The organism is Streptomyces sp. NPDC001604, assembly GCF_042893475.1.
Taxonomy (GTDB): domain Bacteria; phylum Actinomycetota; class Actinomycetes; order Streptomycetales; family Streptomycetaceae; genus Streptomyces.
In genome coordinates this window covers 950,238-975,439 of sequence record NZ_JBIAUY010000001.1, presented here as the reverse complement: position 1 = coordinate 975,439, position 25,202 = coordinate 950,238, and the positions used below count along the sequence as shown (strand labels likewise).

At 69.4% G+C, this 25,202-nt stretch carries 25 protein-coding genes and 1 tRNA gene; 17 read left to right on the top strand and 9 right to left on the bottom strand.

From position 1 onward, the window contains the following. Positions 1–189 precede the first annotated feature (189 nt). A complete protein-coding gene (locus ACFY1E_RS04480) occupies positions 190–942 on the top strand; it encodes an MBL fold metallo-hydrolase (RefSeq protein WP_344402860.1) in 753 nt (250 codons plus the stop codon). A 71-nt stretch (positions 943–1,013) separates the two neighbouring features. Here the strand turns inward: ACFY1E_RS04480 and ACFY1E_RS04475 are convergent, their stop codons facing one another. Further along, positions 1,014–2,321 carry a PTS transporter subunit EIIC gene (locus tag ACFY1E_RS04475; protein ID WP_099929181.1) on the bottom strand — a complete coding sequence of 436 codons (1,308 nt, stop codon included), beginning with the start codon at positions 2,319–2,321 and terminating at the stop codon, positions 1,014–1,016. Positions 2,322–2,544: 223 nt separating this feature from the next. Next, complete coding sequence (locus ACFY1E_RS04470) at positions 2,545–3,834, bottom strand: PTS transporter subunit EIIC (protein WP_389071257.1); 1,290 nt, start codon at positions 3,832–3,834, stop codon at positions 2,545–2,547. Positions 3,835–3,961: 127 nt separating this feature from the next. On the opposite strand from ACFY1E_RS04470, the gene ACFY1E_RS04465 reads away from it, so the two are divergent. The 4 genes from ACFY1E_RS04465 to rdgB all read left to right on the top strand — a co-directional run bounded on the left by ACFY1E_RS04465 (position 3,962) and on the right by rdgB (position 6,217). Next, positions 3,962–4,195, top strand: coding sequence for a PTS glucose/sucrose transporter subunit IIB (locus ACFY1E_RS04465; RefSeq protein ID WP_030053528.1), 234 nt, complete (start codon positions 3,962–3,964; stop codon positions 4,193–4,195). Between the two features lie 105 nt (positions 4,196–4,300). Continuing rightward, entirely contained in the window at positions 4,301–5,038 is a 738-nt protein-coding gene (gene rph, locus ACFY1E_RS04460; RefSeq protein ID WP_351476001.1) for a ribonuclease PH, read from the top strand. Positions 5,039–5,180: 142 nt separating this feature from the next. Beyond that, a complete protein-coding gene (locus tag ACFY1E_RS04455; protein ID WP_389071253.1) occupies positions 5,181–5,579 on the top strand; it encodes a hypothetical protein in 399 nt (132 codons plus the stop codon). 32 nt (positions 5,580–5,611) lie between these two features. Further along, positions 5,612–6,217 carry an RdgB/HAM1 family non-canonical purine NTP pyrophosphatase gene (gene rdgB / locus ACFY1E_RS04450; RefSeq protein WP_389071250.1) on the top strand — a complete coding sequence of 202 codons (606 nt, stop codon included), beginning with the start codon at positions 5,612–5,614 and terminating at the stop codon, positions 6,215–6,217. Between the two features lie 41 nt (positions 6,218–6,258). Here the strand turns inward: rdgB and ACFY1E_RS04445 are convergent. Beyond that, a tRNA-Leu gene (locus ACFY1E_RS04445) sits at positions 6,259–6,343 on the bottom strand. Positions 6,344–6,602: 259 nt separating this feature from the next. Continuing rightward, positions 6,603–7,070 (bottom strand): thioredoxin-dependent thiol peroxidase, encoded by a 468-nt coding sequence (gene bcp, locus ACFY1E_RS04440; protein ID WP_389071248.1) that lies wholly within the window; start codon positions 7,068–7,070, stop codon positions 6,603–6,605. Positions 7,071–7,178: 108 nt separating this feature from the next. Here bcp and ACFY1E_RS04435 point away from each other — a divergent pair, with 108 nt between their 5' ends. Beyond that, on the top strand, positions 7,179–7,508 hold the full coding sequence (locus tag ACFY1E_RS04435) for a DUF3618 domain-containing protein (protein ID WP_389071246.1): 330 nt from the start codon (positions 7,179–7,181) through the stop codon (positions 7,506–7,508). A 54-nt stretch (positions 7,509–7,562) separates the two neighbouring features. Next, positions 7,563–7,919: a co-chaperone GroES gene (locus ACFY1E_RS04430; protein WP_030943670.1), complete on the top strand. Its 357-nt coding sequence runs from the start codon at positions 7,563–7,565 to the stop codon at positions 7,917–7,919. 57 nt (positions 7,920–7,976) lie between these two features. Here the strand turns inward: ACFY1E_RS04430 and ACFY1E_RS04425 are convergent, their stop codons facing one another. Continuing rightward, positions 7,977–10,385, bottom strand: a complete 2,409-nt coding sequence (locus tag ACFY1E_RS04425; RefSeq protein ID WP_389071243.1) for a transglycosylase domain-containing protein — start codon at positions 10,383–10,385, stop codon at positions 7,977–7,979. Between the two features lie 203 nt (positions 10,386–10,588). Between ACFY1E_RS04425 and ACFY1E_RS04420 the strand changes: the two genes are divergently transcribed. Genes ACFY1E_RS04420 through ACFY1E_RS04405 form a run of 4 tightly spaced genes read left to right on the top strand, consistent with a single transcriptional unit; the run spans position 10,589 to position 14,075 of the window. Then, positions 10,589–11,389, top strand: coding sequence for an ABC transporter permease (locus ACFY1E_RS04420; protein WP_389071241.1), 801 nt, complete (start codon positions 10,589–10,591; stop codon positions 11,387–11,389). A 49-nt stretch (positions 11,390–11,438) separates the two neighbouring features. Then, on the top strand, positions 11,439–12,203 hold the full coding sequence (locus tag ACFY1E_RS04415) for an ABC transporter permease (protein WP_389071641.1): 765 nt from the start codon (positions 11,439–11,441) through the stop codon (positions 12,201–12,203). 21 nt (positions 12,204–12,224) lie between these two features. Next, positions 12,225–13,208: an ATP-binding cassette domain-containing protein gene (locus tag ACFY1E_RS04410; protein WP_389071239.1), complete on the top strand. Its 984-nt coding sequence runs from the start codon at positions 12,225–12,227 to the stop codon at positions 13,206–13,208. Between the two features lie 33 nt (positions 13,209–13,241). Continuing rightward, positions 13,242–14,075, top strand: a complete 834-nt coding sequence (locus tag ACFY1E_RS04405) for a DUF1707 domain-containing protein (protein WP_389071237.1) — start codon at positions 13,242–13,244, stop codon at positions 14,073–14,075. Positions 14,076–14,300: 225 nt separating this feature from the next. Here the strand turns inward: ACFY1E_RS04405 and ACFY1E_RS04400 are convergent, their stop codons facing one another. Next, positions 14,301–15,635: a GDSL-type esterase/lipase family protein gene (locus ACFY1E_RS04400; protein WP_389071235.1), complete on the bottom strand. Its 1,335-nt coding sequence runs from the start codon at positions 15,633–15,635 to the stop codon at positions 14,301–14,303. 220 nt (positions 15,636–15,855) lie between these two features. On the opposite strand from ACFY1E_RS04400, the gene ACFY1E_RS04395 reads away from it, so the two are divergent. Together ACFY1E_RS04395 and ACFY1E_RS04390 are read left to right on the top strand one after the other, a co-directional pair. Further along, positions 15,856–17,163 carry a DUF445 domain-containing protein gene (locus tag ACFY1E_RS04395; RefSeq protein ID WP_389071232.1) on the top strand — a complete coding sequence of 436 codons (1,308 nt, stop codon included), beginning with the start codon at positions 15,856–15,858 and terminating at the stop codon, positions 17,161–17,163. 97 nt (positions 17,164–17,260) lie between these two features. Continuing rightward, the gene (locus ACFY1E_RS04390; RefSeq protein WP_389071230.1) at positions 17,261–18,799 is read left to right on the top strand and encodes an MFS transporter; all 1,539 of its coding nucleotides are present in this window, start codon (positions 17,261–17,263) and stop codon (positions 18,797–18,799) included. A 12-nt stretch (positions 18,800–18,811) separates the two neighbouring features. Here the strand turns inward: ACFY1E_RS04390 and ACFY1E_RS04385 are convergent, their stop codons facing one another. Then, on the bottom strand, positions 18,812–20,278 hold the full coding sequence (locus ACFY1E_RS04385; protein ID WP_389071228.1) for an alginate lyase family protein: 1,467 nt from the start codon (positions 20,276–20,278) through the stop codon (positions 18,812–18,814). Positions 20,279–20,330: 52 nt separating this feature from the next. Further along, complete coding sequence (locus ACFY1E_RS04380) at positions 20,331–21,071, bottom strand: alpha/beta fold hydrolase (protein ID WP_389071225.1); 741 nt, start codon at positions 21,069–21,071, stop codon at positions 20,331–20,333. 62 nt (positions 21,072–21,133) lie between these two features. Here ACFY1E_RS04380 and ACFY1E_RS04375 point away from each other — a divergent pair, with 62 nt between their 5' ends. The 3 genes from ACFY1E_RS04375 to ACFY1E_RS04365 all read left to right on the top strand — a co-directional run bounded on the left by ACFY1E_RS04375 (position 21,134) and on the right by ACFY1E_RS04365 (position 23,514). Then, on the top strand, positions 21,134–21,556 hold the full coding sequence (locus ACFY1E_RS04375; protein ID WP_389071223.1) for a MarR family winged helix-turn-helix transcriptional regulator: 423 nt from the start codon (positions 21,134–21,136) through the stop codon (positions 21,554–21,556). A 138-nt stretch (positions 21,557–21,694) separates the two neighbouring features. Beyond that, on the top strand, positions 21,695–23,221 hold the full coding sequence (locus ACFY1E_RS04370; protein ID WP_389071220.1) for a protein kinase: 1,527 nt from the start codon (positions 21,695–21,697) through the stop codon (positions 23,219–23,221). Between the two features lie 77 nt (positions 23,222–23,298). Beyond that, entirely contained in the window at positions 23,299–23,514 is a 216-nt protein-coding gene (locus ACFY1E_RS04365; protein WP_389071218.1) for a hypothetical protein, read from the top strand. A gap of 74 nt (positions 23,515–23,588) precedes the next feature. On the opposite strand, the gene ACFY1E_RS04360 is transcribed toward ACFY1E_RS04365, so the two are convergent. Beyond that, a complete protein-coding gene (locus ACFY1E_RS04360; protein WP_389071216.1) occupies positions 23,589–24,071 on the bottom strand; it encodes a signal peptide protein in 483 nt (160 codons plus the stop codon). A gap of 437 nt (positions 24,072–24,508) precedes the next feature. On the opposite strand from ACFY1E_RS04360, the gene ACFY1E_RS04355 reads away from it, so the two are divergent. Beyond that, positions 24,509–24,967 (top strand): hypothetical protein, encoded by a 459-nt coding sequence (locus tag ACFY1E_RS04355; RefSeq protein WP_389071214.1) that lies wholly within the window; start codon positions 24,509–24,511, stop codon positions 24,965–24,967. Positions 24,968–25,202: the final 235 nt, after the last annotated feature.

Genomic DNA, 25,202 nt, shown 5'->3' with positions numbered 1-25,202 from the left:
CAACCCGTGACGGCCCTCTCACGCCTCACCCGCCCCGCTTCCAGCCGAACCGGTGACACCACAGGTGAGTTCGCCCACAACAGCCCTTTCCTGAGGAGCGACCGGACGTTTTGCGCCTTACGCTCGACGGACCGCACGACCCCCGTTCTCCTTCCCGGAAAAGTTCCCGCCAGCGGAGGTTTCTGCTTCATGAAGCTCACCGTCGTCGGTTGCTCGGGGTCGTTCCCGTCCGCGGAATCGGCCTGCTCGAGCTACCTCGTAGAGGCCGACGGCTTCCGGCTGCTTCTCGACATGGGCAACGGTGCCCTTGGCGAGCTGCAGCGCCACTGCGGTCTCTACGACCTCGACGCGATCTTCCTCAGCCATCTGCACGCCGACCACTGCATCGACATGTGCGCCTACTTCGTGGCGCGCTACTACCGGCACGACGGCGGCCGCTGCGACCCGATTCCCGTCTACGGACCCGAGGGAACGGAACACCGGCTGACCACCGCCTACGCCGACACCCCCACCGCCTCCTCCATGAGCGAGGTCTTCGACTTCCACACGGTCAAGCCGTCCACGTTCGAGATCGGCCCGTTCACGGTGCACACGGAACGCGTGGCCCATCCCGTGGAGGCGTACGGCATCCGCATCGAGCACGGCGGGAAGTCCCTGACGTACTCCGGCGACACGGGCACGACCTCCGTCCTGGACGAACTCGCCCGCGACACCGACCTCTTCCTGTGCGAGGCCGCCTTCACGCACGGCAAGGAGAGCATCCCCGACCTGCACCTCAACGGCCGCGAGGCGGGCGAGACAGCGGCCCGGGCGGGCGCCCGGCGGCTGGTCCTGACCCATATCCCGCCGTGGACGGACCCACAGGTCAACCTGGCGGACGCCCAGGCGGTCTTCGACGGACCGGTGGCCCTGGCGGCGCCGAGGCAGACGTACGAGATCTGACGTCCGCACGTAGAAGAAGGCCCCGGCACCTGTTTCGGTGCCGGGGCCTGCTCATGCCCTGAGGGCGGGGCTCACGCCTTGGTGAGGTCCTCCAGCTCCTCCTCGGGCTCGCGGCCCGGGGTGGGGAGGTTGAACCTGACGATGGCGAAGCGGAAGACGACGTAGTAGATGGCGCCGAACACCAGGCCGACCGGGATCAGCAGCCAGGGCTTGGTGGAGATGCCCCAGTTGATGAAGACATCGGTCAGACCCGCCGAGAAGCTGAAGCCCATGTGCATGCCCAGCGCCCACGTCACGGCCATCGACACGGCGGTGAGCACCGCGTGGATCGCGTACAGCACCGGAGCGATGAACATGAACGAGAACTCGATCGGCTCGGTGACACCCGTGACGAACGAGGTCAGGGCGAGCGACATCATCATGCCCATCACGGCCTTGCGGCGCTCGGGGCGGGCCGAGTGCGCGATGGCCAGGGCGGCGGCGGGCAGGCCGAACATCATGATCGGGAAGAATCCGGTCATGAACATGCCTGCATGCGGGTCGCCTGCGAAGAAGCGGGGCAGGTCGCCGTGGAAGACGGTGCCGGCGGAGTTGGTGTAGTCGCCGATCTGGAACCAGGCCACCGAGTTCACGAACTGGTGCATGCCGATCGGGATGAGCGCGCGGTTGATCAGACCGAAGAGCGCCGCACCGAAGGAGCCGAGCCCGGTCATCCACTCGCCGAAGTTGGTGATGACGTCACCGATGGGCTGCCAGCCCAGGACGACCAGTACACCGAGGGCGGCACCGACGACGGCTGTGATGATCGGAACGAGTCGGCGGCCGTTGAAGAAGCCGAGCCAGTCCACGAGCCTCTTGCGGTGGTAGCGCTGCCACAGCACGGCGGTCAGCAGGCCGATGATGATGCCGCCGAGCACGCCCGGGTTCTGGAAGGTCGCGGCCTCCGCGACCCCGTGGCCCTTCTGCCAGAAGCCGCCGAAGGGGGCGACGGGCGTGTAGGTGGCGCCCTCGTGCCCGTCCTTGATCGGGAACTGGTGGATCACCGCGTAGTAGGTCAGGAAGCTGACCACTGCGGCGAGTGCCGTGGAACCGTCGGCCTTCTTCGCGAAGCCGATGGCCACGCCTATGCAGAACAGCAGCGGCAGTCCGAACGAGCCGTCGAACAGCACACCGCCGGCCCCGGCGAACACCTTGGCGACGTCGGTGGGCAGATGCAGCTTCGCCTGGACGTCGGGCTGGCCGAGTCGCATCAGCAGGCCCGCCGCCGGAAGCACGGCGATCGGGAGCTGGAGACTGCGGCCGATCTTCTGCAGGCCCTGGAGCAGGCCGGATCCCCACTTCTTCGTGGGGGCCGCCGTTGGCGCGGTGGCGGTGGTCATAGACTTCCTCCATCGGGTGGTGGTCTACACCACTCAGTGGTGTAGACCTGTTGTAGCAGATGAAGTCCGCATAAAGGAACCCGCGAAATCCGCAATCGGAACGCTACGCACCGTTCAGGTCGAGTGATCTTCCCCAGGGGCTCCGCAGGCCTTCCGTGCGCATGGGAAGGGCCCCCGAACCAGCGGTCCGGGGGCCCAACTCACTTGTGGCAGAAGGCTTTTGTCAGGGCTGCGTGACGTCCTCGTGCTCCTCCTCCGGTTCCCGCCCCGGAGTCTTCAGGTCGAACCTCGTGATCGCGAAACGGAAGATCGCGTAGTAGAGCGCGGCGAAGCACAGCCCGATCGGGACGATCGCCCACGGTTTCGTGGCCAGGTTCCAGTTGATGACGTAGTCGATCAACCCGGCCGAGAAGCTGAAGCCGTCGTGCACCCCGAGCCCCCACGTCACCGCCATCGACACACCCGTCAGCAGCGCGTGGATCGCGTACAGCAACGGCGCGACGAACAGGAACGAGTACTCGATCGGCTCGGTGATACCCGTGACGAACGACGTCAGTGCGACGGACAGCATCAGCCCGCCGATCTCCTTCCGGCGGGCCGGCTTCGCGCAGTGCGTGATCGCGAGGGCCGCCGCCGGCAGCGCGAACATCATGATCGGAAAGAACCCGGAGGTGAACTGGCCCGCGTTCGGATCGCCCGCCAGGAACATGTTGATGTCACCGTGCACGACCGTGCCGTCGGGCTTGGTGTAGCTGCCGAACTGGAACCAGATGGGCACGTTCAGGAACTGGTGCAGCCCCACCACCAGCAGCGCCCGGTTCGCCACACCGAAGATGCCCGCACCCCACGCGTCGAGCCCGTCGAGCCAGTCGCTGAAGTTCTCCAGGCCGTCACCGATGGGCGGCCAGACCCACAGACACAGCGCGGCGAACGCGATCGCGACGAACGCCATGATGATCGGCACCAGCCGCCGCCCGTTGAAGAAACCGAGCCAGTCCACCAGCTTCGTACGGTGATAGCGCGCCCAGAAGAACGCGGCCAGCAGACCCATCACGATGCCGCCGAAGACCCCCGGATTCTGGTACGTGAACGCCGTCACCGTGCCGTCGGAGACCTGGCAGCCGACCCCGGCGACCGCTTTCGACCCGCCCGGGCAGTCCTTCGGGAACTGGCGCAGCACGTTGTAGTAGACGAGGAAGCCCGCCACCGCCGCGAGCGCCGTCGAACCGTCCGCCTTCTTCGCCATGCCGATCGCTACGCCGATGCAGAAGAGAAGGGGAAGCCCGAGCGAACCGTCGAGCAGGGCGCCGCCCGCACCGCCCATCACCTTCGAGACGTTCGTCCACCCCAGCCCGTCGTCCCCGAAGACATCCGGCTGACCGAGCCGGTTGAGGATGCCCGCTGCCGGCAGCACCGCGATCGGGAGCTGGAGACTGCGGCCCATCTTCTGCAGACCCTGGAACAATGTGTTCCATCGCCGCCGGGCAGGGGAGATCTCCGTGGTAGCACTCATGGGTTGGCGACCGCCTGTCAGGTGGTGTAGACCAGTCACGGGCGATATGGCTGCTGTGACGTCATCCTTCGGTACGCACGACGCGATCGCTCGAGAAGTTGAGCCAACCGTGCGTGAGGAGACTGACATGGCCACCAAGGCTGAGAAGATCGTTGCCGGGCTCGGCGGCATCGACAACATCGAGGAGATCGAGGGCTGCATCACCCGGCTCCGCACCGAGGTCAGCGACGCCTCGCTGGTCGACGAGACCGCCCTGAAGGCCGCCGGCGCCCACGGCGTCGTCAAGATGGGCACCGCGATCCAGGTCGTCATCGGCACCGACGCCGACCCCATCGCCGCGGAGATCGAAGACATGATGTGAACCGACGTGAGATGAGCCACGGCCACCCCGGCCCGCACTCACTCATCGGGGCCCCTTCCCACCGGGGGAGGGGCCCTCTCCGCTTGTACGGCTAGGCTCATCGCCATGTCTCGAATCGACGGTCGCACCCCCGAACAACTCCGCCCGATCACCATCGAACGCGGCTGGAGCAAGCACGCCGAGGGCTCCGTCCTCATCGCCTTCGGCGACACCAAGGTCTTCTGCACCGCCTCCGTCACCGAAGGCGTCCCCCGCTGGCGCAAGGGCAGCGGCGAGGGCTGGGTGACCGCCGAGTACTCCATGCTGCCCCGCGCCACCAACACCCGCGGCGACCGCGAGTCCGTACGCGGCAAGATCGGCGGCCGCACCCACGAGATCAGCCGCCTCATCGGCCGCTCCCTGCGCGCCGTCATCGACTACAAGGCGCTCGGCGAGAACACCATCGTCCTCGACTGCGACGTCCTCCAGGCCGACGGCGGCACCCGCACGGCCGCGATCACCGGCGCATACGTGGCCCTGGCCGACGCGGTCGCCTGGGCCCAGGGCAAGAAGCTGATCAAGGCCGGCCGCCAGCCGCTCACCGGTACCGTCTCGGCGGTCTCGGTCGGCATCGTCGGCGGCGTCCCGCTCCTCGACCTCTGCTACGAGGAGGACGTACGGGCCGACACCGACATGAACGTCGTCTGCACCGGCGACGGCCGCTTCGTCGAGGTCCAGGGCACCGCGGAGGCCGAGCCGTTCGCCCGCGAGGAGCTCAACTCCCTTCTGGACCTGGCGGTTTCCGGCTGCTCGGAACTCGCTGTCCTGCAGCGCAAGGCGCTTGATACGGTCCTCGAAAAGTAAAGGACGCACCAAGCGGAACGGCGGCCCGAGGCAACCCCGAGGCCCGTCCCGGCGTCCCTACGGATGCGGGCGCACGGCACACCACCGTGCGCCCGACCAGTACGGGGGGCCCACGGGCCTGGACAACGGAGGGACCACAGTCATGGCCGGGAGCCGAGGCCGCCGCATCACCGTCACCATCGCAGCGCTGGCAGCCACAGTGCTGACCGCGGGCCTCACCACCGGCTGCGACGCCGTCGACAAGGCCCTGGACTGCGTCCAGACCGCCGACACCATCGCCGACAGCGTCACCGACCTCCAGCAGGCCGTCGAAAACGCCTCGAACGACCCGACCCAGCTCGACGAGTCGCTCGCCTCCATCGACAAGAACCTCGACAAGATCGGCGACAAGACCGACAACGCCGACGTCAACAAGGCGGTCGACGACCTGAACAAGGCCGTCGCGAACGTCCGCACCGCCATCAAGAACGGCGACAAGACCCCGGACGTCAGCCCCGTCACGGACGCGGCGGGCGAACTCACGAAGGTCTGCACCTCGTAGTACCCCCACCGGGCGCGCCGTACTGTTGCCCCATGACGACGCGCTTGATCCTCGCCACCCGCAACGCCGGAAAGATCACCGAGCTCAGGGCGATCCTCGCCGAAGCAGGACTCGCCCATGAGCTGGTCGGGGCGGAGGAGTATCCGGACGTCCCCGACGTCAAGGAAACAGGCGTGACGTTCGCCGAGAACGCCCTGCTCAAGGCCCACGCCCTGGCCCAGGCGACGGGCCTGCCCGCGGTCGCCGACGACTCGGGCCTGTGCGTGGACGTGCTGCACGGCGCCCCGGGCATCTTCTCCGCCCGCTGGGCCGGGCGGCACGGCGACGACCGGGCCAACCTGGAGCTGCTGCTGGCCCAGCTGTCGGACATCGCGGACGAACACCGGGGCGCCCACTTCGCGTGCGCGGCGGCACTGGCACTGCCGGACGGCCAGGAGCGCGTGGTCGAGGGGCAGCTGCGGGGCGTGCTGCGGCACGCTCCGGTGGGCACGAACGGCTTCGGCTACGACCCGATCCTCCAGCCGGAGGGGGAGACGCGGACGTGCGCGGAGCTGAGCGCGGGGGAGAAGAACGCGATCAGCCATCGGGGGAAGGCGTTCAGGGCGTTGGTGCCGGTGGTGCGGGAGCTGCTGGGCTGAGGCACGAGAGGGGCCGTCCTGGCGGACGGCCCCTCTGCACGTGCGGCCGGTGGGACTCGAACCCACACGGGTGTGAACCCACTGGGACCTAAACCCAGCATGACTGCCAAATTCCATCACGGCCGCTCAAAAACGGTCATCACGCTCGACCGGCAGCGTTCAGTGTACGGGTAGAGCAAGTTACGCGGCGAGGGGTGCCCTCCCCTTCTGGCGGCACCACGTCTCTGTCAGCGCATGGCAGTTGGGGCATAGATACCGCAGGTTCTCCCGGCGGTTGTCCCGAGCCCAATTGCGGGCCTCGGCCACCGCTTGTGTGATGCCCGAAACCTAAAGCGGCCCGCACCTGGGTGTCCCAGTGCGAGCCGCCCAGCAGCAGAAACGGACCTCAGATGCCGAGCTCCTTGATGATCTTGGCCACGTGCCCCGTCGCCCGCACGTTGTACAGCGCCCGCTCGACCTTGCCCTCCTCGTCCACGATCACCGTGGAGCGGATGACGCCCATGTACGTCTTGCCGTAGTTCTTCTTCTCGCCGTACGCGCCGTAGGCCTCGGTGACCGTCTTCTCCGGGTCGGCGGCCAGCGTGATCTTCAGGGACTCCTTCTCGCGGAACTTCGCCAGCTTCTCCGGCTTGTCCGGGGAGATGCCGATGACGTCGTAACCGGCGCCGGCCAGCAGTTCCAGGTTGTCGGTGAAGTCGCAGGCCTGCTTGGTGCAGCCGGGCGTGAGGGCCGCCGGGTAGAAGTAGACGATGACCTTGCGGCCCTTGTGGGCCGAGAGGGACACGTCGTTGCCGTCGGCGTCGGGGAGGGTGAAGTCGGGGGCCACGTCCCCCGGCTGGAGTCGCTCGCTCATCGGACCAGCGTAACCGGGGGTCCTGACGGTGCGGTGGCGGGCGGAACTGACAGACTGTCCAGAACAAGTAGCAGCAGGCAGGCATCAGGCGACTTCGGAGGCCCCACGGTGGCGGACACGTCGGACACCAGAACCCCGGCGCAGATCGAGGCGGACATCACGCGCCGCCGCGAAGTGCTGGCCGAGACGCTCGACGAGATCGGGGTGCGGGTGCATCCGAAGACGATCGTCGGCGACGCCAAGGCCAAGGTCGTGTCGAACATCGACCAGACCCTCGGGCGGGCCTACGTCGGGGTCAACAAGGTCGTGAGCGATGTGAAGGCGCAGTTCGTGGACGAGGAGGGCGCGCCCAGGCTGGAGCGGATCGTGCCGGTGGCGGTCGTCGCCGTAGGACTGGTCGGGCTGCTCGCGCTCGGGACCCGGCGGCGCCGGGGCTGAGCAAGGGCCGACCCGGCGGCGTACGGACGTGGCAAAGGCAGGTAGGTTCGAGGCGTGAGCGCCAAGAGAAACGAGCACAGCACCCAGCACGACAAGCTGCCCATCCGGATGCTGCACGACCGGGTTCTGGTCAAGCAGGAGAGCGGCGAGGGCGAGCGGCGGTCGGGCGGGGGCATCCTGATCCCCGCCACGGCGGCGGTCGGGCGTCGGCTGGCCTGGGCCGAGGTCGTAGCGGTGGGTCAGAACGTACGGACCGTGGAGCCGGGCGACCGGGTCCTGTACGACCCGGAGGACCGTGCCGAGGTCGAGGTCCGGGGCGTCGCCTATGTGCTCATGCGTGAGCGTGACCTGCATGCCGTGGCCGCGGACCGGTTCGAGGGGTCCGAGGACACGACGGGCCTGTATCTGTAGGAGCTGTTCAGCGGTGAAGAGGGCTGGTGACCGTCGTCACCAGCCCTCTTCGTCGTGTCAGGTCGGAGGTCCGCCCGTGCCCGCCGACGTGCCCACGTCGGTGCCGGCCGTCGTGCCGCCGTCGGCGGTGCCCCCGGTGTCCGTGCCCGCCGTGGTCCCGCCGTCCGTCGTGTCGCCGGTCGCGCCGCCCGTCGTGGTGTTCCCGCCGTCCGTCGTGCCGCCGGTGGTGTTGCCGCCCGTGGTGCCGCCGGTCGTGGTGTTGCCCGTGGTGTTGGTCCCGCCGTTGGTGGCGCCGCCGTTGTTCTGGCCCTGGGTCTGGCCCTGGTTGTTCTGGCCGTTCGTGGTGGGCGTGGGGCCGGTGGTGCCGCCCGTGCCCGGCTGCTCCGTGGGTTCGGTGGTGGCGGGAGGCTCGGTCTCCTCGGCGCCCGGCTGGAGCTGGAGGTCGAAGTCCGTCGCCGGCTTCCCCTTCAGGGCGGCCTTCGTGTACTGCGCCCAGATGTCCCCGGGCGGGCCGCCGCCGTTGATGCGGGGCAGGCCCAGCGCGCCGTACAGCGACTTGTGGGCGGCCGTGACCGGGTCCTGGCCCATGACGGAGACGACGGTCGCGAGATCGGGTGTGTAGCCGGCGAACCAGGCTGCCGTGTCCTCCTCCGCGGTGCCGGTCTTGGCGGCGGCGGGGCGGTCCGCATTCTGGGCCGCGGTCGCGGTGCCGTTGTCGACGACGCTCTGCAGGATGGAGGTGGTGGTGTCGGCGGCCTCTCGGCTGACGGCCTTCGTGTGGGTGCCCTTCGGCAGCGCCACGACGTCCTTGCCGTCCTTGGTGATCGAGTCGATCATCGTGTACGTGCTGTGCTCGCCGTGGTTGGCGAGGGTCGCATAGGCCTCGGCCATGTCGAGGACGCTGGCGGTGTTCACGCCGAGCGCGATGGAGGGCGTCGCGGTCAGGTCGGGGGTGTCGGACGGGATGCCGAGTGCGACCGCCGTGTCCTTCACCTTGTCGGGGCCCACGTCCACGGCCATCTGCGCGTACACCGAGTTGACGGACTTGTCGGTGGCGGTGCGCACGGTGATGTCGCCGTACGAGCGGTCGTCCTCGTTCGCGGGGGAGTAGCTGCCGCCGGACCAGCCCTGCACAGGGCGCTTGTCGGTGCCGTCGTAGTAGGTGTTCGGGGTGATGGTCTCGCCGTCCTGCGTCATGGAGTGGTTCTGGACGGCCGAGGTGAAGACGAAGGGCTTGAAGGTGGAGCCGACCTGGAAGTCGCCGCGGGTCGCGCCGTTCGTGTACTGCTTGACGTAGTCGATGCCGCCGTACATCGCGACGACCTTGCCGGTCTTCGGGTCGACGGAGGCGCCGCCCGCGCGGACGTAGTTGTCGACCTTGTTGTTCTTCTTGTCGAGCTTGGAGATCAACTTGTCGTTGACGGCCTTCACGAAGGCGTTCTGCTTGCTCTTCTGCAGGGTCGTGGTGATGCGGTAGCCGCCGGCCTCGAGGTCGTCCGTGGTGACGATCTTGTTCTTGGTGAGGTAGTCCCTGATGGCGGTGACGATGTAGCCGCGCTGTCCGGACATGCCGGTGGAGACGGTCTGTTCCTTCGGCATCGGGAACTTCAGGCCGGCCCGCTCGGCCTCGCTCAGCCAGCCCTTCTTGACCATGCCGTCGAGGACGTAGTTCCAGCGGGCCACGGCCGCCGTCTTGTTCTCGGGGTGCGCGATCACGTCGTACTCGCTGGGGGCGTTGACGAGCGCGGCGAGGTAGGCGGCGTGGGCCGGGTCGAGGTTGGTGGCGTTCTGGCCGTAGTAGGCCTGGGCGGCGGCCTGGATGCCGTAGGCGTTGCGGCCGAAGTAGCTGGTGTTGAGATAGCCCTCGAGGATCTTGTCCTTGGGCTGCTCCCGGTCCAGCTTGATCGAGATGAAGAACTCCCTGGCCTTGCGGGTGAGGGTCTGCTCCTGCGCGAGGTAGTAGTTCTTCACGTACTGCTGGGTGATCGTCGAGCCGGACTGCTTGCCCTTGCCGGTGGCGGTGTTCCAGGCGGCGCGCAGCATCGCCTTGGGGTCGATGGCGGACTCGGAGTAGAAGTCGCGGTCCTCGGCGGCCAGGACGGCGTGCTGGGCGTCCTTGGAGACCTGGGCGAGCGTCACGTTCTCGCGGTTGATGTCACCGTCGCGGGCGATCTGGGAGCCGTCCGCGTAGAGGTAGACGTTGGCCTGCTTGGTGGCGAGGGCGTTGGCCGGCGGGATCTGCACCAGGGAGTAGCCGAGGAAGAACAGGCCGATCAGCAGCAGTGTGCCGATGACGAAGGTGCCGAGCACCATCCGCCAGGTCGGGATGAGCCGGCGCCAGCCGGTGCGCCGGGGCCGCTTCGGCTTCCCGCCGCCCGGCAGGGGAGCGCCCGGCTCGGCAGCGCCTTGCGGGTCTCTCGGTGCCCAGCCCTGGTTCGGCTGCTGCGGCTGCGGCTGGTCGCTCATCTCGTGCACGGACTCCTGTTTCGCGTCGTACGTTCCCGTACGCCCTCGTACGCCATCTGCGCCCCCTCTTGAAGACTCTCGCACCATGCGTTCCGTTCCCGGATCACGGCACGCGTCCCCTCGGGAAAATGCGTGGCGTACGTCACTACCAGCGGACTAGGCTCCTGCGCTTCGGTGTCGGGCGGTCCGGGAGGTTGACTGACGTGGGCTCGGGACGGTTGTACGCGGCCGTCGTAGCGGGCGGTTTTAGACGTTACGCGACGTATCGGGCGGCCACTGCGGCAGGGGTGTTCACCAACACCGTCTTCGGAGTGATCCTCGTCTACACGTATCTGGCCCTGTGGGACGAGAAACCGCACCTCGGAGGGTACGACCAGGCACAGGCCGTCACCTATGTGTGGGTGGGGCAGGCGATCTTCGCGGCGCTGGCGATCGGGGGCGGCGGCGTCGAGGGCGAGTTGATGGAACGGATCCGGACGGGGGACGTCGCGATCGACCTGTACCGGCCCGCCGATCTCCAACTGTGGTGGCTGGCGGCCGACGTGGGGCGCGCGCTGTTCCAACTGCTCGGCCGGGGCGTCATCCCGTTCGCGTTCGGTGCACTGGTCTTTCCGGTGGCGCTGCCGGCGGATCTGGCGGCCTGGGCCGCGTTCCTGGTGGCCCTGGTGCTGGCCATGGTGGTCGGCTTCGGTATCCGGTACCTGATCGCGCTGTTGACGTTCTGGCTGATGGACGGCACCGGCGTGACACACATGACCATGCTCGCGGGGTTCTTCTGCTCGGGGATGATGCTGCCGCTCAATGTGTTCCCGGGCGCACTCGGTGATGTCGTACGGGAGTTGCCGTGGTCGGCGCTGCTGCAGAAGCCGGCCGACGTGCTGCTCGGGGAGGCCGATCCATGGGCCACGTTCGCCTTCCAGGGCATGTGGGCGGTGGTGCTGCTGGGGGCCGGGCGGCTGCTGCAGTCGGTGGCGACGCGGAGGGTGGTCGTTCAGGGTGGCTGAGGTGAACCGGGTGGTGGACGGGCTGCGGGCCTACCGCCTGATCGGCGGGATGTGGATCCGCTCCACGATGGCGTACCGGGCGTCCTTCGCGATGACCACGTTCGCGAACTTCGCGGTGACCGCGCTGGACTTCGTGGGGATCCTGCTGATGTTCTCGCGGGTGAAGGTGCTGGGCGGCTGGCCGCTGCCCGAAGTCGCCTTCCTGTACGGCCTGTCGAGCGTCGCCTTCGGGTTCGCGGACCTGGCGATCGGCTCGATGGAGCGGCTGGGGCAGCGGGTGCGCGACGGCACGCTGGACACGCTCCTGGTGCGTCCGGCGCCGGTGCTGGCGCAGGTCGCGGCCGACCGTTTCGCGCTGCGCCGGCTGGGGCGGATCACGCAGGGCGCGCTGGTGCTCGGCTATGCGCTGGCCGCCGTCGACATCGACTGGACGCCGCTGAAGGTGCTGTTGATGCCGGTGATGGTGCTGAGCGGCGCGGGGATCTTCTGCGCGGTGTTCGTGGCGGGCGCCGCCTTCCAGTTCGTGGCGCAGGACGCGTCCGAGGTGCAGAACGCGTTCACGTACGGCGGCGCGACGCTGCTGCAGTATCCGCCGACGGTGTTCGGCAGGGAGCTGGTGCGCGGGGTGACGTTCCTGCTGCCGCTGGCCTTCGTCACCTGGCTGCCCGCGGCCTATGTGCTGGGGCGGCCGATACCGCTCGGGCTGCCGCAGTGGGTGGCCTTCGCGCCGCCGCTGGTGGCGGTGGCGTGCCTCGCGCTGTCCGGTCTGGCGTGGCGGGCGGGCCTGAGGTCGTATCGGAGTACGGGGAGCTAGCAGGGAGTTGACAGGGTGACGATGGACGCCTTCATTGAACTGGACCGCGTCGAGAAGGTCTTCGACGTACGCAAGAAGACCGGCTTCCTCAAGCGTGAGCGGCGGCAGGTGCGGGCCGTCGACGGCATCTCCTTCACCGTGGCGCGCGGCGAGATGGTCGGCTACATCGGCCCGAACGGCGCCGGGAAGTCGACGACGATCAAGATGCTGACGGGGATCCTCACCCCGTCCGGCGGGCGGCTGCGGGTCGCCGGAATCGACCCGTCCCGCGAGCGGACGCGCCTCGCGCACCGTATCGGGGTGGTGTTCGGGCAGCGTACGACGCTGTGGTGGGACCTGCCGCTGATCGACTCGTACAAGCTGATGCACCGCATGTACCGCATCCCGGACGCCCGCTACCGCGAGAACCTCGACCGCTGTGTCGAACTCCTGGAACTCGCCGACCTGTTGGACGTCCCGGTACGGCAGCTGTCGCTCGGCCAGCGGATGCGCGGGGACATCGCGGCGGCGCTGCTGCACGACCCGGAGGTGCTGTACCTGGACGAGCCGACGATCGGCCTCGACGTCATCTCCAAGGCCAAGGTGCGGGGATTCCTGCGGGAGTTGAATGCCGAACGGGGCACCACCGTGCTGCTGACGACGCACGACCTCCAGGACATCGAGCAGTTGTGCTCGCGGGTGATGGTCATCGACCACGGACGGCTCATGTACGACGGTGCGCTCGCCGGGCTGCACGAGGTGGGCGAGAGCGAACGCACCCTGGTGGTGGACCTGGAGCGGGAGACGGCGCCGATCGACGCGGCGCCCGCCCGGGTGGTGAAGGTGGAGGGACCGCGGCAGTGGCTGGCGTTCCCTGCGGGGGAGTCGGCGGCGGCGCTGGTGGCGCGGATCGCGGCGGAGTACCCGCTGGCGGATCTGTCGGTACGGGAGCCGGACATCGAGGACGTGATCGCCAAGATGTATGCCGGTTCGGCCCCGGGACAGGCCGAGAAAGCGGTCTCGTAGCCGCGGGGCGGGCGAACTCGTAGGCTGCCTTGTATGACCGACGACGCCGCAGTCCCGGAGCTTCGCGCATCCGACGCCGATCGTGAACGAGTCGCCGAGGTCCTGCGGGACGCCCTCGCGGAGGGGCGTCTCGACATGGAGGAGTTCGAGGAGCGGCTGGAGGCCACCTACAAGGCGCGGACGTACGGCGAACTCACGCCGATCACCCGTGATCTGCCGGCCGCCGGGGTGACCCCGCCGCCTCCCGTGTCGCTGGTCAAGGAGCCTGTACCGAGCGGGAGTTGGACCGGGCGGGTCGTCGGCGGTGAGGGGGCCTCGTCGTGGGCCGTCGCCGTGATGTCGGGGTTCCAGCGCAAGGGGCGCTGGACCGTGCCGAAGGTGTTCAACTGCTTCGCCTTCTGGGGCGGCGGGGAGATCGATCTGCGCGAGGCGAACTTCGCGGACCACGAGGTCGAGATCAACTGCGTTGCGATCATGGGCGGGGTGAACATCATCGTGCCGCCGGGAGTCGAGGTCGTGGTGCGCGGCATCGGGATCATGGGTGGGTTCGACCACAGCGAGGAAGGCGTGCCGGGGGAGCCCGGGGCGCCGCGGGTGATCGTGAACGGGTTCGCCTTCTGGGGTGGGGTCGGGATCGAGCGGAAGCTGACCCGGGAGGAGCGGCGGCGGCTCAAGGAGGAGCGGCGGCAGGAGAAGCTGGACCGCAAGGGGGCGCACCCGCTGGGGGAGGGGTTCGCGGATCACCGCCGGATGCTGGAGGAGCATCGGGAGTGGCGGCGCGACCTGCATGAGGAGCGCCGTGAGCGGCATGAGGAGCGGCGGGAGCGGCAGCGGGAGCGGCGGGATCGGCGGCGGGGCGAGTACTGAACCGGCGGTGGGGCCGGCCTGAGGGGGGTTCGCTCACGGCGCCGGCCGGTGCCGCCTCTCTTTGGGTCGGGAGCCGCCCCAGGCGGCACGCATGCCCGCAGGCTGGGGCGGTGCGGCTGCCCGCAGGCTGGGCGGGGCGGCGCGATCGCCCGCAGACGCGTGAGGTGCGATTGCCGCAGGCTGGGCGGGGCGGCGCGGTGCGTGTCCGCGGGCTGCAGCGGTCGGTTACAGCTCCGCCGGGGCCGAGCCCTTGAGGTCATCCAGGTCGAAGGCCTCGGCCATCCTGGCGAAGCCCTTGTCCGTCGGGTGGAGGTGGTCGCCCGAGTCGTAGTCGGAGCGGAGGCGGCGCGGGTTGTACGGGTCCCTCAGGGCCCTGTCGAAGTCGACCACCGCGTCGTAGATGCGGCCCGAGCGGATTTCGGCGTTGATCCGTTGCCGGACCGCCTCGCGGGCCGGGGTGTAGCCCCGGTGGCTCTGGAACGGCATCAGGGTGGCGCCGATGACCTTGATGCCGCGGGAGTGGGCCCCGCGGACCAGGGTGCGCAGGCCGTCGAGGATCTTGTCCGGGTCGGCGAGGCGCGGGTTGCGCAGGATGTCGTTGACGCCGAGGTCGATGACGACGACCTTGACGTTCGTACGGGCGAGGGCGTCACGGGAGAACCGGCTGAGGCCGCTCTGGTTGTCGGCGGGGCGGCCCAGGCCGCTCGCGAGGACCTGGTTGCCGCTGATGCCCTCGTTGACGACGCTGTAGCGGGGCAGGTCCTCGCCGGAGCGGATCGCCGTGCGCAGCCGCTCCGAAAGGACGTCCGTCCAGCGGTGGTTGGCGTTCTGCGTGGACGTTATGCCGTCGGTGAGGGAGTCGCCGAACGCGACGACGGTGCCGTCCGACTCGTTGCTCAGCACGTCCAGCGCGGTGAGGTAGCGCCAGAACGGCGTCTGCTCGGTGTAGCCGGTGCCGGTCACGTCCTCGGTGAGGTCGCCCTCGGCGACGTAGGAGATCTGGCGTGCGTGCCGGTGGTAGGTGACCGGGCCGGACGGAGTGGGGGAGTACGTGGTGACCAGTAGGTCGCTGCCCGCCGGGATCACGATGCGGACGGCGTCGCTGAGGACCTGCTGTCCGGCCGGGACGACGACCGTCGTGCTGCCGCCGAAGGTCAGCCGCCGCATGGTGTCCGGGGAGGCCGCCGCGGTGTCGGAGGCGAGGGCCACGGCCATCGAGGCATGTGTGACGGTCAGCGCCGTCCTGCCGTAGAGATTGGAGAGCGTGATACGGGCACTCGTACCGCCCACGCTCGTGTGCACGACGTTGCGCACCGAGCGGCCCGCCATGCCGAACGCCTCGGTGCCGGGCTCGGCACCGGCCGGGGAGGCCGACCAGGAGCCGACCCAGATGCCGGTGGACGCGGGGGCGGCGGGGTCGCGCGGGGCGCCTGCCCTGCCGAGGGCGTTGGTGCCGGTGCTGCCGTCGTCGGCTGCGACCCCGACGTATATGGCGGTGGAAAGGCCCACGATCACGGCAATGATCGCAGAAAGCAGGGCACAACCGTGACGCCTGGTCATGCGGTGCGGGTCTCCTCGGGAAAGCGGAGCCCGAGGCTCCGAAGTGATCAACCCCATGATGCGGCATGGGGAGAGGGGTGGCCGAACAGGACCCCCCTTTGGGCCACCGGAGTTCACGAAGAGCCAACCCCTGCTGACAGACGCCGGGAACTCTCGTTTTGTTCCGGTAGTCGGTCAGGAAGGGACAATATGTGCAGGGGATCACGAACGGGTGGAGTGTATGGAGCGCACGAATCCGGTGGGGAAGGGTGTCACCGCCCGCACGATGACGACGTTCAGCGCAGCTGACGAGGAGAAGCAGCGCGGGGTGCGCCGCATGAAGCTCACCGCGGCCGGGCTGCTGCTCTTCGTGGCGCTGGTGTACGCCCTCGCCAAGTGGGCGGAGAACTCCGGGGCGGGTCCCTGGGCGGGCTATGTCGCGGCGGCCTCCGAGGCGGGGATGGTGGGCGCGCTCGCCGACTGGTTCGCGGTCACCGCCCTCTTCCGGCACCCGCTGGGCCTGCCGATCCCGCACACGGCGATCATCCCGACCAAGAAGGACCAGCTCGGGGTGTCCCTGGGCGAGTTCGTCGGCGAGAACTTCCTCTCCGAGGACGTCGTACGACAGCGGCTGCGCGCCGTCGGCATCGGCAGCCGGCTGGGCGCGTGGCTCGCCGATCCCGAGCACGCGGACCGGGTGACGGCCGAGCTGTCGGCGGCCCTGCGGGGTGCGCTGACCGTGCTGCGCGACTCGGACGTGCAGGCGGTGGTCGGCGAGGCGATCACGCGGCGCGCGGACGCCCAGGAGATCGCACCCGGCATCGGGAAGATGCTGGAGAAGATCGTCGCGGACGGCGGCCACAAACGGGTCGTCGACCTGATCGTGACACGGGCGCACGACTGGCTGGTCTGGCACGACACGGAGATCATGGAGGCCGTCCAGGGCGGTGCCCCCGGCTGGACGCCCCGTTTCGTCGACAAGAGGGTCGGCGAGCGCGTCTACAAGGAACTGCTCCGCTTCGTCAGCGAGATGCGCGACATGCCGTCCCACCCCGCGCGGGGAGCGCTGGACCGGTTCCTGTCGGACTTCGCCTCCGACCTGCAGTCCGACACCGACACGCGCACACGTGTCGAGCGGCTCAAGGGCGAGGTCCTCGGCCGTGGCGAGGTCCAGGACCTGATCGCCTCCGCCTGGACCGCCGTACGATCCATGATCGTCTCGGCGGCGGAGGACGAGCGCAGCGAGCTGCGCCTGCGGGTGCGGGCCTCACTGCTGTCGCTCGGCGCGCGGATGGCGTCCGAACCGAAGGTGCAGGCCAAGGTGGACGGCTGGGTGGAGGGCGCGGCGGTCTACGTGGTCACCACCTACCGCAAGGAGATCACCTCCCTGATCACCGACACCGTGGCCGGCTGGGACGCCGAGCACACCACCCGCAAGATCGAGGCCCACATCGGCCGTGACCTGCAGTTCATCCGGATCAACGGCACGGTGGTCGGCTCGCTGGCCGGCTTGTTGATCTATACGGTGTCGCGGGCGCTGGGGGCGTAGGGCGAGCCTCTCGGCCCGGGCGGGGCAAGCCGGCCCGGGCGTAGAGCGGCGGCTCCAGGGCACCCGGCCGGGGTTCCGCTCAAGGAGGAGGGAGCCCATGCCCAGCGCTCAGCCCGGCGGCAGCGTCACCGCCGCAACCGGCCACACCGTGACCACCGACATCCCCGCCCGCCTCGACCGTCTCCCGTGGTCGCGCTGGCACTGGACGATCGTCATCGGCCTCGGCACCGTCTGGATCCTCGACGGCCTGGAGGTCACGGTCGTCGGCAACATCGCCAGCCGGCTCTCCGAGTCCGGCAGCGGCCTGCCGATCTCCTCGGGCCAGGTCACCGGCATCGCGGCCGCCCTGTATGTGGCGGGAGCGTGTGCCGGTGCCCTGTTCTGGGGCCGGCTGACCGACAAGTGGGGCCGGAAGAAGCTCTTCATGATCACCCTGGCCGTGTATCTCGCGGCCACCGCCCTGACCGCCGTCTCCTTCTCGAGCTGGTGGTTCTTCGCCTTCCGCTTCCTGACCGGCTTCGGCATCGGCGGCGAGTACGCGGCGATCAACTCGGCGATCGACGAACTCATCCCGGCCTTCTACCGCGGCCGCGTCGACCTGATCATCAACGGCAGCTTCTGGCTCGGCGCGGTGGGCGGCTCACTGCTGTCGATCCTCGCACTGAACACCGACATCCTGCCGAAGGACGTGGGCTGGCGACTGACCTTCGCCCTCGGCGCGCTCCTGGCGTTCGTGATCCTTCTCGTACGACGGCACGTCCCGGAGAGTCCACGGTGGCTGCTGATCCACGGCAGGGACCGTGAGGCGGAAGAGATCGTGACGTCGATCGAGGAACGGGTGGAGGCGGAGAAGGGCCGGCCGCTGGACCGCCCCGAGGGTGAGATCACGATCCACCAGCGCCGCAGCGTGACCTTCGTGGAGATCGCCCGCACGCTGTTCTCCGACTACCGCCGGCGCTCGGTCCTCGGCTTCTCGCTCTTCATCGGCCAGGCCTTCCTCTACAACGCGATCACCTTCGGCTTCGGCGCGATCCTGACGAAGTTCTTCGACGTCCCGACCGGCGACACCGGCTACTACTTCGCGGTGATCGCGATCGGCAACTTCTGCGGCCCGCTGCTGCTCGGCAAGCTCTTCGACACGGTCGGCCGCCGGGTGATGATCTCGTCGACGTATCTGATCTCCGGTCTGCTGCTGTTCGGCACGGCATGGCTGTTCGACCGGGGCTCGCTGAGCGCGGGCACACTGACGGCCTGCTGGTGCGCGGTCCTGTTCTTCGCGTCCGCGGGAGCGTCCAGCGCCTACCTGACGGTCTCCGAGGTCTTCCCGATGGAGACCCGCGCGATGTCCATCGCCTTCTTCTACGCACTCGGCACCGCGGCCGGCGGCATCAGCGGCCCCCTGCTGTTCGCCGACCTCACCGGCACGGGCAAGGTCGGCGACACGGTCCTCGCCTTCCAGATCGGCGCGACCCTGATGTGCGCGGCGGGCCTGGTCGCGGCGTTCCTGGCGGTACGGGCGGAACGCCGCTCCCTGGAGGACATCGCAAAGCCGCTCACCGCGGCGGCAGCGACGGTGACCGGGAAGGCCCGGTCGGCGAAGGAGGGGCAGGGCAGGTCGCGACCGGCTACGGCGTAGGGCTGCGACGCGTCACCGGGCGTCGCCCTGCCGGACCCGGTCACGGCGCCGCAGGAACAGCAGCCCACCGGCGACGGCGGTGACCCCCGCGGCGGCCGCCCACCCGACCACGTCCTCGGACCCGGTGGCGGCGAGGTCGCCGCCGGCGGGGGATGCGGACGCGGACGCGGTGGCCGCCGTCCGGGGCCGCGCACCGGATCCGGCGTCGGAGGCCGACGGCGTGGGCGTGGCGGCGGTGGTCACCCCCTTGTCCCGGGTGAACGCCAGCGTCCCGAAGCCGAGTTGGTCGTACCCGCCGCTGTTGGGCCCGTAGTCCCCGCCGCCGCCCTCGGGCGCGGCCTTGGCGGCGATCTGCGTGAGGTAGGTGGCGGACAGCCCGCGCCGCTTGGTGTAGTGGTTGGCGATCATCGCCCAGACGGGCCGCATCATCGCCGGGTCGGCGGGGGCGACCCGGCTGGGCTGCTGGATGCCCGGCCGACGGTCCACGAGGGCGTAGGGCGTGTACGGCACACTCCCGCCCAGGCTCCACTTGGCCACGTACTGGGCGCCCTTGAGGAAGCGGTTGTCGTCGTAGCCGTACAGGTCGATGCCCTGGTTCCAGGCCATCTCGCAGACGGTGCCCATCAGGCCGACGCCCAGCAGCGCGTGACCCTGGTCGCGCCCGGCCTCCATCCACTCGGCGAGCCCGTCGTCCTGCACGACCGGGATGGCGTGCCTGATCGAGCCCATGCCGACGCCGTGCTTGAAGTACTCGACGGCCTGCTCGACCTTGGCCCGGTCGTCGCAGAAGATGCCCGTGGCCAGCGCGCAGGCCATGTTGGACAGGTCCCAGTTGGGCCAGTAGTGGGGGGCGGGAGTGCCGTTGTGGCGGAGGAGGAAGTCCTCACTCACCGAGTAGAAGACGTCGAGCAGCATCTTCTGGAACCGGCCGAGCTCGAAGTCGGGGTGGTCGCGGACGAGTTCCGCCGCGTTGGCGGCCTGGTACCCCTGCAGCCCGGCGAGCAGGAACCGGTCGGCGCTGCCGCCGATCTTCGTCAGCTTGGCCGACCAGGCGTTGAGGATCGCGACGGCGGTGTCGGCGTGCGCGCTGTCGCCACCGACGTGGTAGCGCAGGGCGTTCTGGTACGCGGCGTGGATGTCGTTGTAGAGGATCCCGTAGTTCTGCGGCCATGTGCTGCGGGGGCGCAGTTCCACGCCCCGGTACACGATGGCCTGCGGATTGGGCGTCCAGTCGCTCTGTGCATGCCGGTTGGCGGTCAGCTTCGCGTACCCGGCGGTGTAGGGGGAGGCACCGGCCTTCACTTTGGCGGCCATACGGGCGAGGTCGGCGCCGGTGTGGAGGAGTCCGGGATGCGCGAAGGCCCCGCCCGCGGCCACCGCGGGGGTGGCGACAGCGGTGAGGCCGACGGCTCCGACTCCGGCTGCGGCGCCCGTCGCCTTGAGCATGGTGCGGCGGCTGATCTGTCGTGTCACGTGCATGGTACGGAGACGGGCGGGGCGGCGCCCGATAACGAAAACCGGGCGGGGACCTCTACCGACCCGTCCGCCGGAGATGCTCCTCGATGAGACCGAGCGTGGCCTCCGGCTGCTCGATGTGCGGCAGATGCCCGGCCTTGGGCACGACCTCGAGCCGCCCGTCCCCGAAGGCGGCGGCGTACGCGGCCCCGTACCCGGGCGTCACGATCCGATCGCTCTCGCCCCACACCAGCAGCGCAGGCGTCCGTACCCGCCCCAGTCGCCGCAGCAGCTTCGGATCGTGCATGTTCGGCTCGCCCGCGAGCAGCCGCATGGTGGCCATGTTGCCCTGCCGGACGGCAAGTTGCTCGGCGGGCAGCAGGGCCGGGTCGACGTAATAGCGGTCCGGGTCGTGCCAGGAGAGCTCCGCCGCGGCGCGGGGGTCGAGGGCGAAGTAGTCCGCGATCGGCTCGGACTCGACGTGCACACCGACCGCATCGATCAGCACCAGCCCGCTGATCCGCTGCCCGGCGTCCCGTACCGCCATCTCCGCCGCGATCCACCCCCCGAGCGAGGACCCGACGACCAGGACGTCGTCCAGGTCACGGTCCTGGAGGAGATGGAGATACGAGAGCGCGAGGTCGTCGACGCCCGTACACCAGTCTGGGCGGGGAGTGCCGTCCCACCCGGGGTGTACGGGAGCCAGGACGTGAGCGGAGCCGGACAGGTGCTGGACGATCCCGGCGACGGTGGCGGGACCTCCGCCGCCGTGCAGGACAAGGACAGGACGAGCGGAGCTGTGATCTGAAGGAGTCATGACCGAGACTCTAACTAAAGATGCTTATATAAGCTAGCTTAGTTTTCAGATAGACTTCCTCCATGCACGCTGACCTGCAACTCCTCGGCCGAGCGGTCAAACAGGCCCAGTACCGCCAACACCGCGCACTGGACAGCGCCCTGGCGGCGGTCGGCTCGACCCTCGCCCAGTGGGACGCGCTCCGCGCGATCGCCCGCACCCCCGGCGCATCGGCCCGCGAACTGGCCGCCGCCACCTTCCAGACCGAGCAGGCCTTCGGCACCCTGGTGGGCCGCCTGACCGCACAGGACCTGGTCGAGCGCCGCCCGGGCCACGGCCGCCGTATCGAGCACCACCTCACACCGGCGGGCGAGCGGGTCCTGAAGGCCGGACACAAGGTGGCCGACGAGGTGCTGGCCGAGGCCTTCGCGCCGCTTCCCGAGCCGGACCGGGCAACGCTGCTGGACCTGCTGCAACGCCTGAACGGAGCGGCCTCGACCCCCTGACCGAGCGGCACTCCCGCCTGTTCGGTCGAATGAGTTGCCGAATGAGCTATCGTGCCTCTTCGATCTCCCTCATTTTCTCTCGTTCGCGAATGGGAAGCGCAGCAGGAGAGGTCGGAAGGGGATTCAGAAGGAGACACGGTGTCCGATCTTGGGCGGCTCGTCGCCGGCCGCTATCTGCTGGTCGAGCGGGTGGGCAGTGGCGGCATGGGCACCGTGTGGCGCGCCGAGGACAAGGTGCTCGGCCGCCATGTCGCCGTGAAGAAGCTGCACGTCCCGCCGCACCTGCACGACGACGAGGTCCGCACCCTCCACGAGCGCACCCGGCGCGAGGCCCGCAGCGCCGCCCGGATCACCCACCCCAACGTGATCGTGGTGCACGACGTCGTCGACGACGAGGGACTGCCCTGCATCGTCATGGAGTACATCCCCTCCGCCACCCTGAGCGACGTCCTGAAGCGCCGGGGCGTGCTGCCGCCTCACGAGGCCGCCGGGATCGGCCGCGCCATGGCCGCCGCACTGCGCGCCGCCCACAACGCCGGGGTCCTGCACCGGGACGTCAAACCCGGCAACGTCCTGCTCGCCGAGGACGGCCGGATCGTCCTCACCGACTTCGGGATCGCCATGGAGTCGGGCACGTCCTCGCTGACCAAGTCCGGCGAGCTGATCGGCTCCATCCGCTACCTGGCCCCCGAGCGCCTCAGGGCGTCAAGTGCCGGACCCGGCCCCGCCGGCGACCTGTGGGCCCTGGGTGCGACGCTCTATCAGGCGGTCGAGGGCCACCACCCGTTCCAACGCCCCACCCCCATCGAAACCGCGTACGCCATTGCAACCGATCCCTACGAGCCCCTGCGCAACGCCGGCGACCTGGCCCCGGTGATCGAGGGCCTGCTCCTCAAGGAGCCGGACCAGCGCATGGACGTACACGAGGTCGAACGCCGCCTCGGCGACCTGACGACCACCCGAACCGCACCCCTCGACCCACCCACGCGCCGGGAACCCCTCAGCACGGTGGTCGAGGCTCCCGCTGGAAAGGGAACCGGCAACCGCCGTCGTACGGCGCTGCTGACGGTCTCGGCGGTGGCGCTGGCCGCCTGTGTGGCAGGCGGCGCACTGTGGTGGTTCAAGGGCGGCGCGGATGCAGAGGGCGGCCACACCTCCCCGACGACCGCCTCGACGCCGCCTCCTTCCCCGAGCACGAGCCCCACGGCCCCCGCCGTACCCGCCGGCTACCACCTGGTGCAGGCGGACACCGGCATTTCCGTACCCGTGAGGGACGGCTGGACCCGCAAGACGCTCCCCGGCGGCGAGGTCGGCTACATAGACCGGTCCGGCCTGGTCGGCCTGAGGGTCAACGTCGTCCAGTTCGCGGGCACCGACCCCGTGCAGCACTGGCGCGAGACGGAAGAGGACCAGACCCGCCGGGACAACCCCGGCTACGAACGCGTCCGGATGACCAAGACCACCTTCCGCGGACATCCCGCCGGGTACTGGGAGTTCACGTTCGACGGCAGAGCCCGCAAGTTCCGCGCAGCAGAACTGGCCTTCGCCGGCACCGACGGCACCCAGTACGTGATCTACCTCTCCGCTCCGAACGCCCAATGGGGCGAGTACCGCCCGGCGTTCGACACCGCGGCGAACGGGGCGCGGCTGACTTCGGCGGGGTGACGGTGCGGGTAGGGCGACGAGGGGTGGATTCCCTGTCCCCGCAGTGCTCAACGCGTCTCAAGGGGAAAGGAGACCCGATGGCGCGCGTAGTGGTGCAGTGCACGGCGGGTCACTTGTTCTCGACCGAGTGGGTCGACTTCGTCTCGTTCAAAGCTGTGCGGCTCGGCCGGAAGCGCTATCAGAGGTGCCCTGAGTGCGGTCGATTCCGGATGGTGGAGAAGGCGTCCCGGCAAAGCCTCGGCGATGCCCGGCATCGTGAGGCGATGCAGCGTTTCGACGGCAAGGGTCTGTGACCGTCCGGCGGTAAGGACCCGTGACCGCTGAAGGCCACGCCGCCCGCTCCGTCCCAAGGGACCCGCCGCGAGGCTCAGTTGTAGAGCGCCACCCTCGGGGCCACCGTGCCCTTGGCCTGTGGGTTGACGACCGTGAGGCGGTAGACCTGGGTGAGGGTCTCGCCCGCGTGCAGTGTGCGCCGGCCGGTCGACAGGTCCGAGAACAGTGTGCCGGTCTGCGCGCCGACCTGGACGGCCTCCCAGCAGCCGTCCGCCGTGCGGCGCTCCAGCCTGAGGTCCGACGGCGCGAGGAACGGCCCCGCGTCCGGCGACTCCACCAGCAGCTGGGGAGCGACGGTCCGGTCCGCCGACGAGTCGTTGCGGTAGGCGACCGTGAACTCGTGCTGCGCGCTGTCCGCCGGGACGGCGCGCACGGGCAGGTCCACGAAGCCGGTGGGTGTGGCGGGCGCCTGCTCCTGCGCCCCCGCGGCCGCGGCCGTTCCCGAGACGGTGTGCTGCGTGGCAGCCATGGCCGGGCTCGCCATACCCAGGCCGCCGATCGCCACGACGAGAGCCACGGAAGCAAGCCTGAGACGACTGTTCTTCAACGACACGTTCGATGTTCCTTCGTTCGGGTTCGCTGGGGTGAACTGGCGTGCCCGGTAGGGCCATCGCTCACGGACGTACTCAAGACTACGCAGCGCAGCATAGGCAGCCGGAGGCGCCCGGCGGATCGGTCGAAAGAACGAGGTAGACGGGCCGGATCCTGGCCGAGGGGCGGAAGAAGGCGGATTCGGCCTCTGAATGGACGAGCTAGGCGGAGGGGGCGCCACAGCCCTCGATCGAGTTAGGTGCAGATGTGAAGACCGTTCGCAGGGGCGCATCACTGCGGCTGTCCATGCCTGCGCACGGACAGACGGACAGACGGACAGTCGGACAGCGATTTCCGCAGCTGAGGCGACAGTTGCTCCGGAACGCGAGGGCCGCTCGCAGCTTCGCAGTAACGTCAGGGCGCATGGTGTCCCTGTTCGCCACCTTCGGCCCACCCGCAATCACCGTCCTCCTCTTTGCCGTTGGGGTAGTGCCGTACGCGCTGTGGGTCACCCAAAGGAACCCCTCGCGGCCGACCCGCTGGGCCGTGATCGGGACGGCGGCAGCGATCGCCGCGTACGGCGCCGGAACCGTCTACGGCCTCGCCTTCACGAACCCGCTCGACGTCTGCGCGGACCCGACCGGCGACGGCGTGTACATGGACGCCGGCCGGGACTACCACCTGACGTCGGTGAGCGTGGACAGCTTCCCGCCGTCCATCACCTGCCACTGGAGCAGCGGGTACAGCACCGAGGAGGTGTGGTTCTGGGTCGGGCCCCTGCTCCATGCGGGGGTGGCGTGTTCCTTGGTCTGCTCCGCCTTGCTTCTCATCCACCGCTGCCGGTACGGAAAGGCCCGCCCCGGCAAGGAGGTTGAGGCGTAGGCCGGTGGGTCAAGGATGTCCGCCGCAGCCGCAACCCGTCATGGCCGTCCCCTCCTGGGGCGGCGGGGTCTGTGCGGCGGCCTCTTCCACCGCCGCGAGCAGTTGGCGGCGTTCCTCCGGCGGGATCCAACTGCCGTCGACGACCACGCCGTGGATGGGTGAACGCCAGCGGCCCGCTGCCTGCGCCGCTTCCGCCCCTCGTCCCGGCCGCGCGCGCCGTACCTGCGACCCACGT

Coding starts and splice junctions, on each gene's coding strand:
- ACFY1E_RS04480 (WP_344402860.1), top strand. CDS start 190: ATGAAGCTCACCGTCGTCGGTTGCTCGGGGTCGTTCCCGTCCGCGGAA.
- ACFY1E_RS04475 (WP_099929181.1), bottom strand. CDS start 2,321: ATGACCACCGCCACCGCGCCAACGGCGGCCCCCACGAAGAAGTGGGGA.
- ACFY1E_RS04470 (WP_389071257.1), bottom strand. CDS start 3,834: ATGAGTGCTACCACGGAGATCTCCCCTGCCCGGCGGCGATGGAACACA.
- ACFY1E_RS04465 (WP_030053528.1), top strand. CDS start 3,962: ATGGCCACCAAGGCTGAGAAGATCGTTGCCGGGCTCGGCGGCATCGAC.
- rph (WP_351476001.1), top strand. CDS start 4,301: ATGTCTCGAATCGACGGTCGCACCCCCGAACAACTCCGCCCGATCACC.
- ACFY1E_RS04455 (WP_389071253.1), top strand. CDS start 5,181: ATGGCCGGGAGCCGAGGCCGCCGCATCACCGTCACCATCGCAGCGCTG.
- rdgB (WP_389071250.1), top strand. CDS start 5,612: ATGACGACGCGCTTGATCCTCGCCACCCGCAACGCCGGAAAGATCACC.
- bcp (WP_389071248.1), bottom strand. CDS start 7,070: ATGAGCGAGCGACTCCAGCCGGGGGACGTGGCCCCCGACTTCACCCTC.
- ACFY1E_RS04425 (WP_389071243.1), bottom strand. CDS start 10,385: ATGAGCGACCAGCCGCAGCCGCAGCAGCCGAACCAGGGCTGGGCACCG.
- ACFY1E_RS04415 (WP_389071641.1), top strand. CDS start 11,439: ATGTGGATCCGCTCCACGATGGCGTACCGGGCGTCCTTCGCGATGACC.
- ACFY1E_RS04410 (WP_389071239.1), top strand. CDS start 12,225: ATGGACGCCTTCATTGAACTGGACCGCGTCGAGAAGGTCTTCGACGTA.
- ACFY1E_RS04405 (WP_389071237.1), top strand. CDS start 13,242: ATGACCGACGACGCCGCAGTCCCGGAGCTTCGCGCATCCGACGCCGAT.
- ACFY1E_RS04400 (WP_389071235.1), bottom strand. CDS start 15,635: ATGACCAGGCGTCACGGTTGTGCCCTGCTTTCTGCGATCATTGCCGTG.
- ACFY1E_RS04395 (WP_389071232.1), top strand. CDS start 15,856: ATGGAGCGCACGAATCCGGTGGGGAAGGGTGTCACCGCCCGCACGATG.
- ACFY1E_RS04390 (WP_389071230.1), top strand. CDS start 17,261: ATGCCCAGCGCTCAGCCCGGCGGCAGCGTCACCGCCGCAACCGGCCAC.
- ACFY1E_RS04385 (WP_389071228.1), bottom strand. CDS start 20,278: ATGCACGTGACACGACAGATCAGCCGCCGCACCATGCTCAAGGCGACG.
- ACFY1E_RS04380 (WP_389071225.1), bottom strand. CDS start 21,071: ATGACTCCTTCAGATCACAGCTCCGCTCGTCCTGTCCTTGTCCTGCAC.
- ACFY1E_RS04375 (WP_389071223.1), top strand. CDS start 21,134: ATGCACGCTGACCTGCAACTCCTCGGCCGAGCGGTCAAACAGGCCCAG.
- ACFY1E_RS04365 (WP_389071218.1), top strand. CDS start 23,299: ATGGCGCGCGTAGTGGTGCAGTGCACGGCGGGTCACTTGTTCTCGACC.
- ACFY1E_RS04355 (WP_389071214.1), top strand. CDS start 24,509: ATGGTGTCCCTGTTCGCCACCTTCGGCCCACCCGCAATCACCGTCCTC.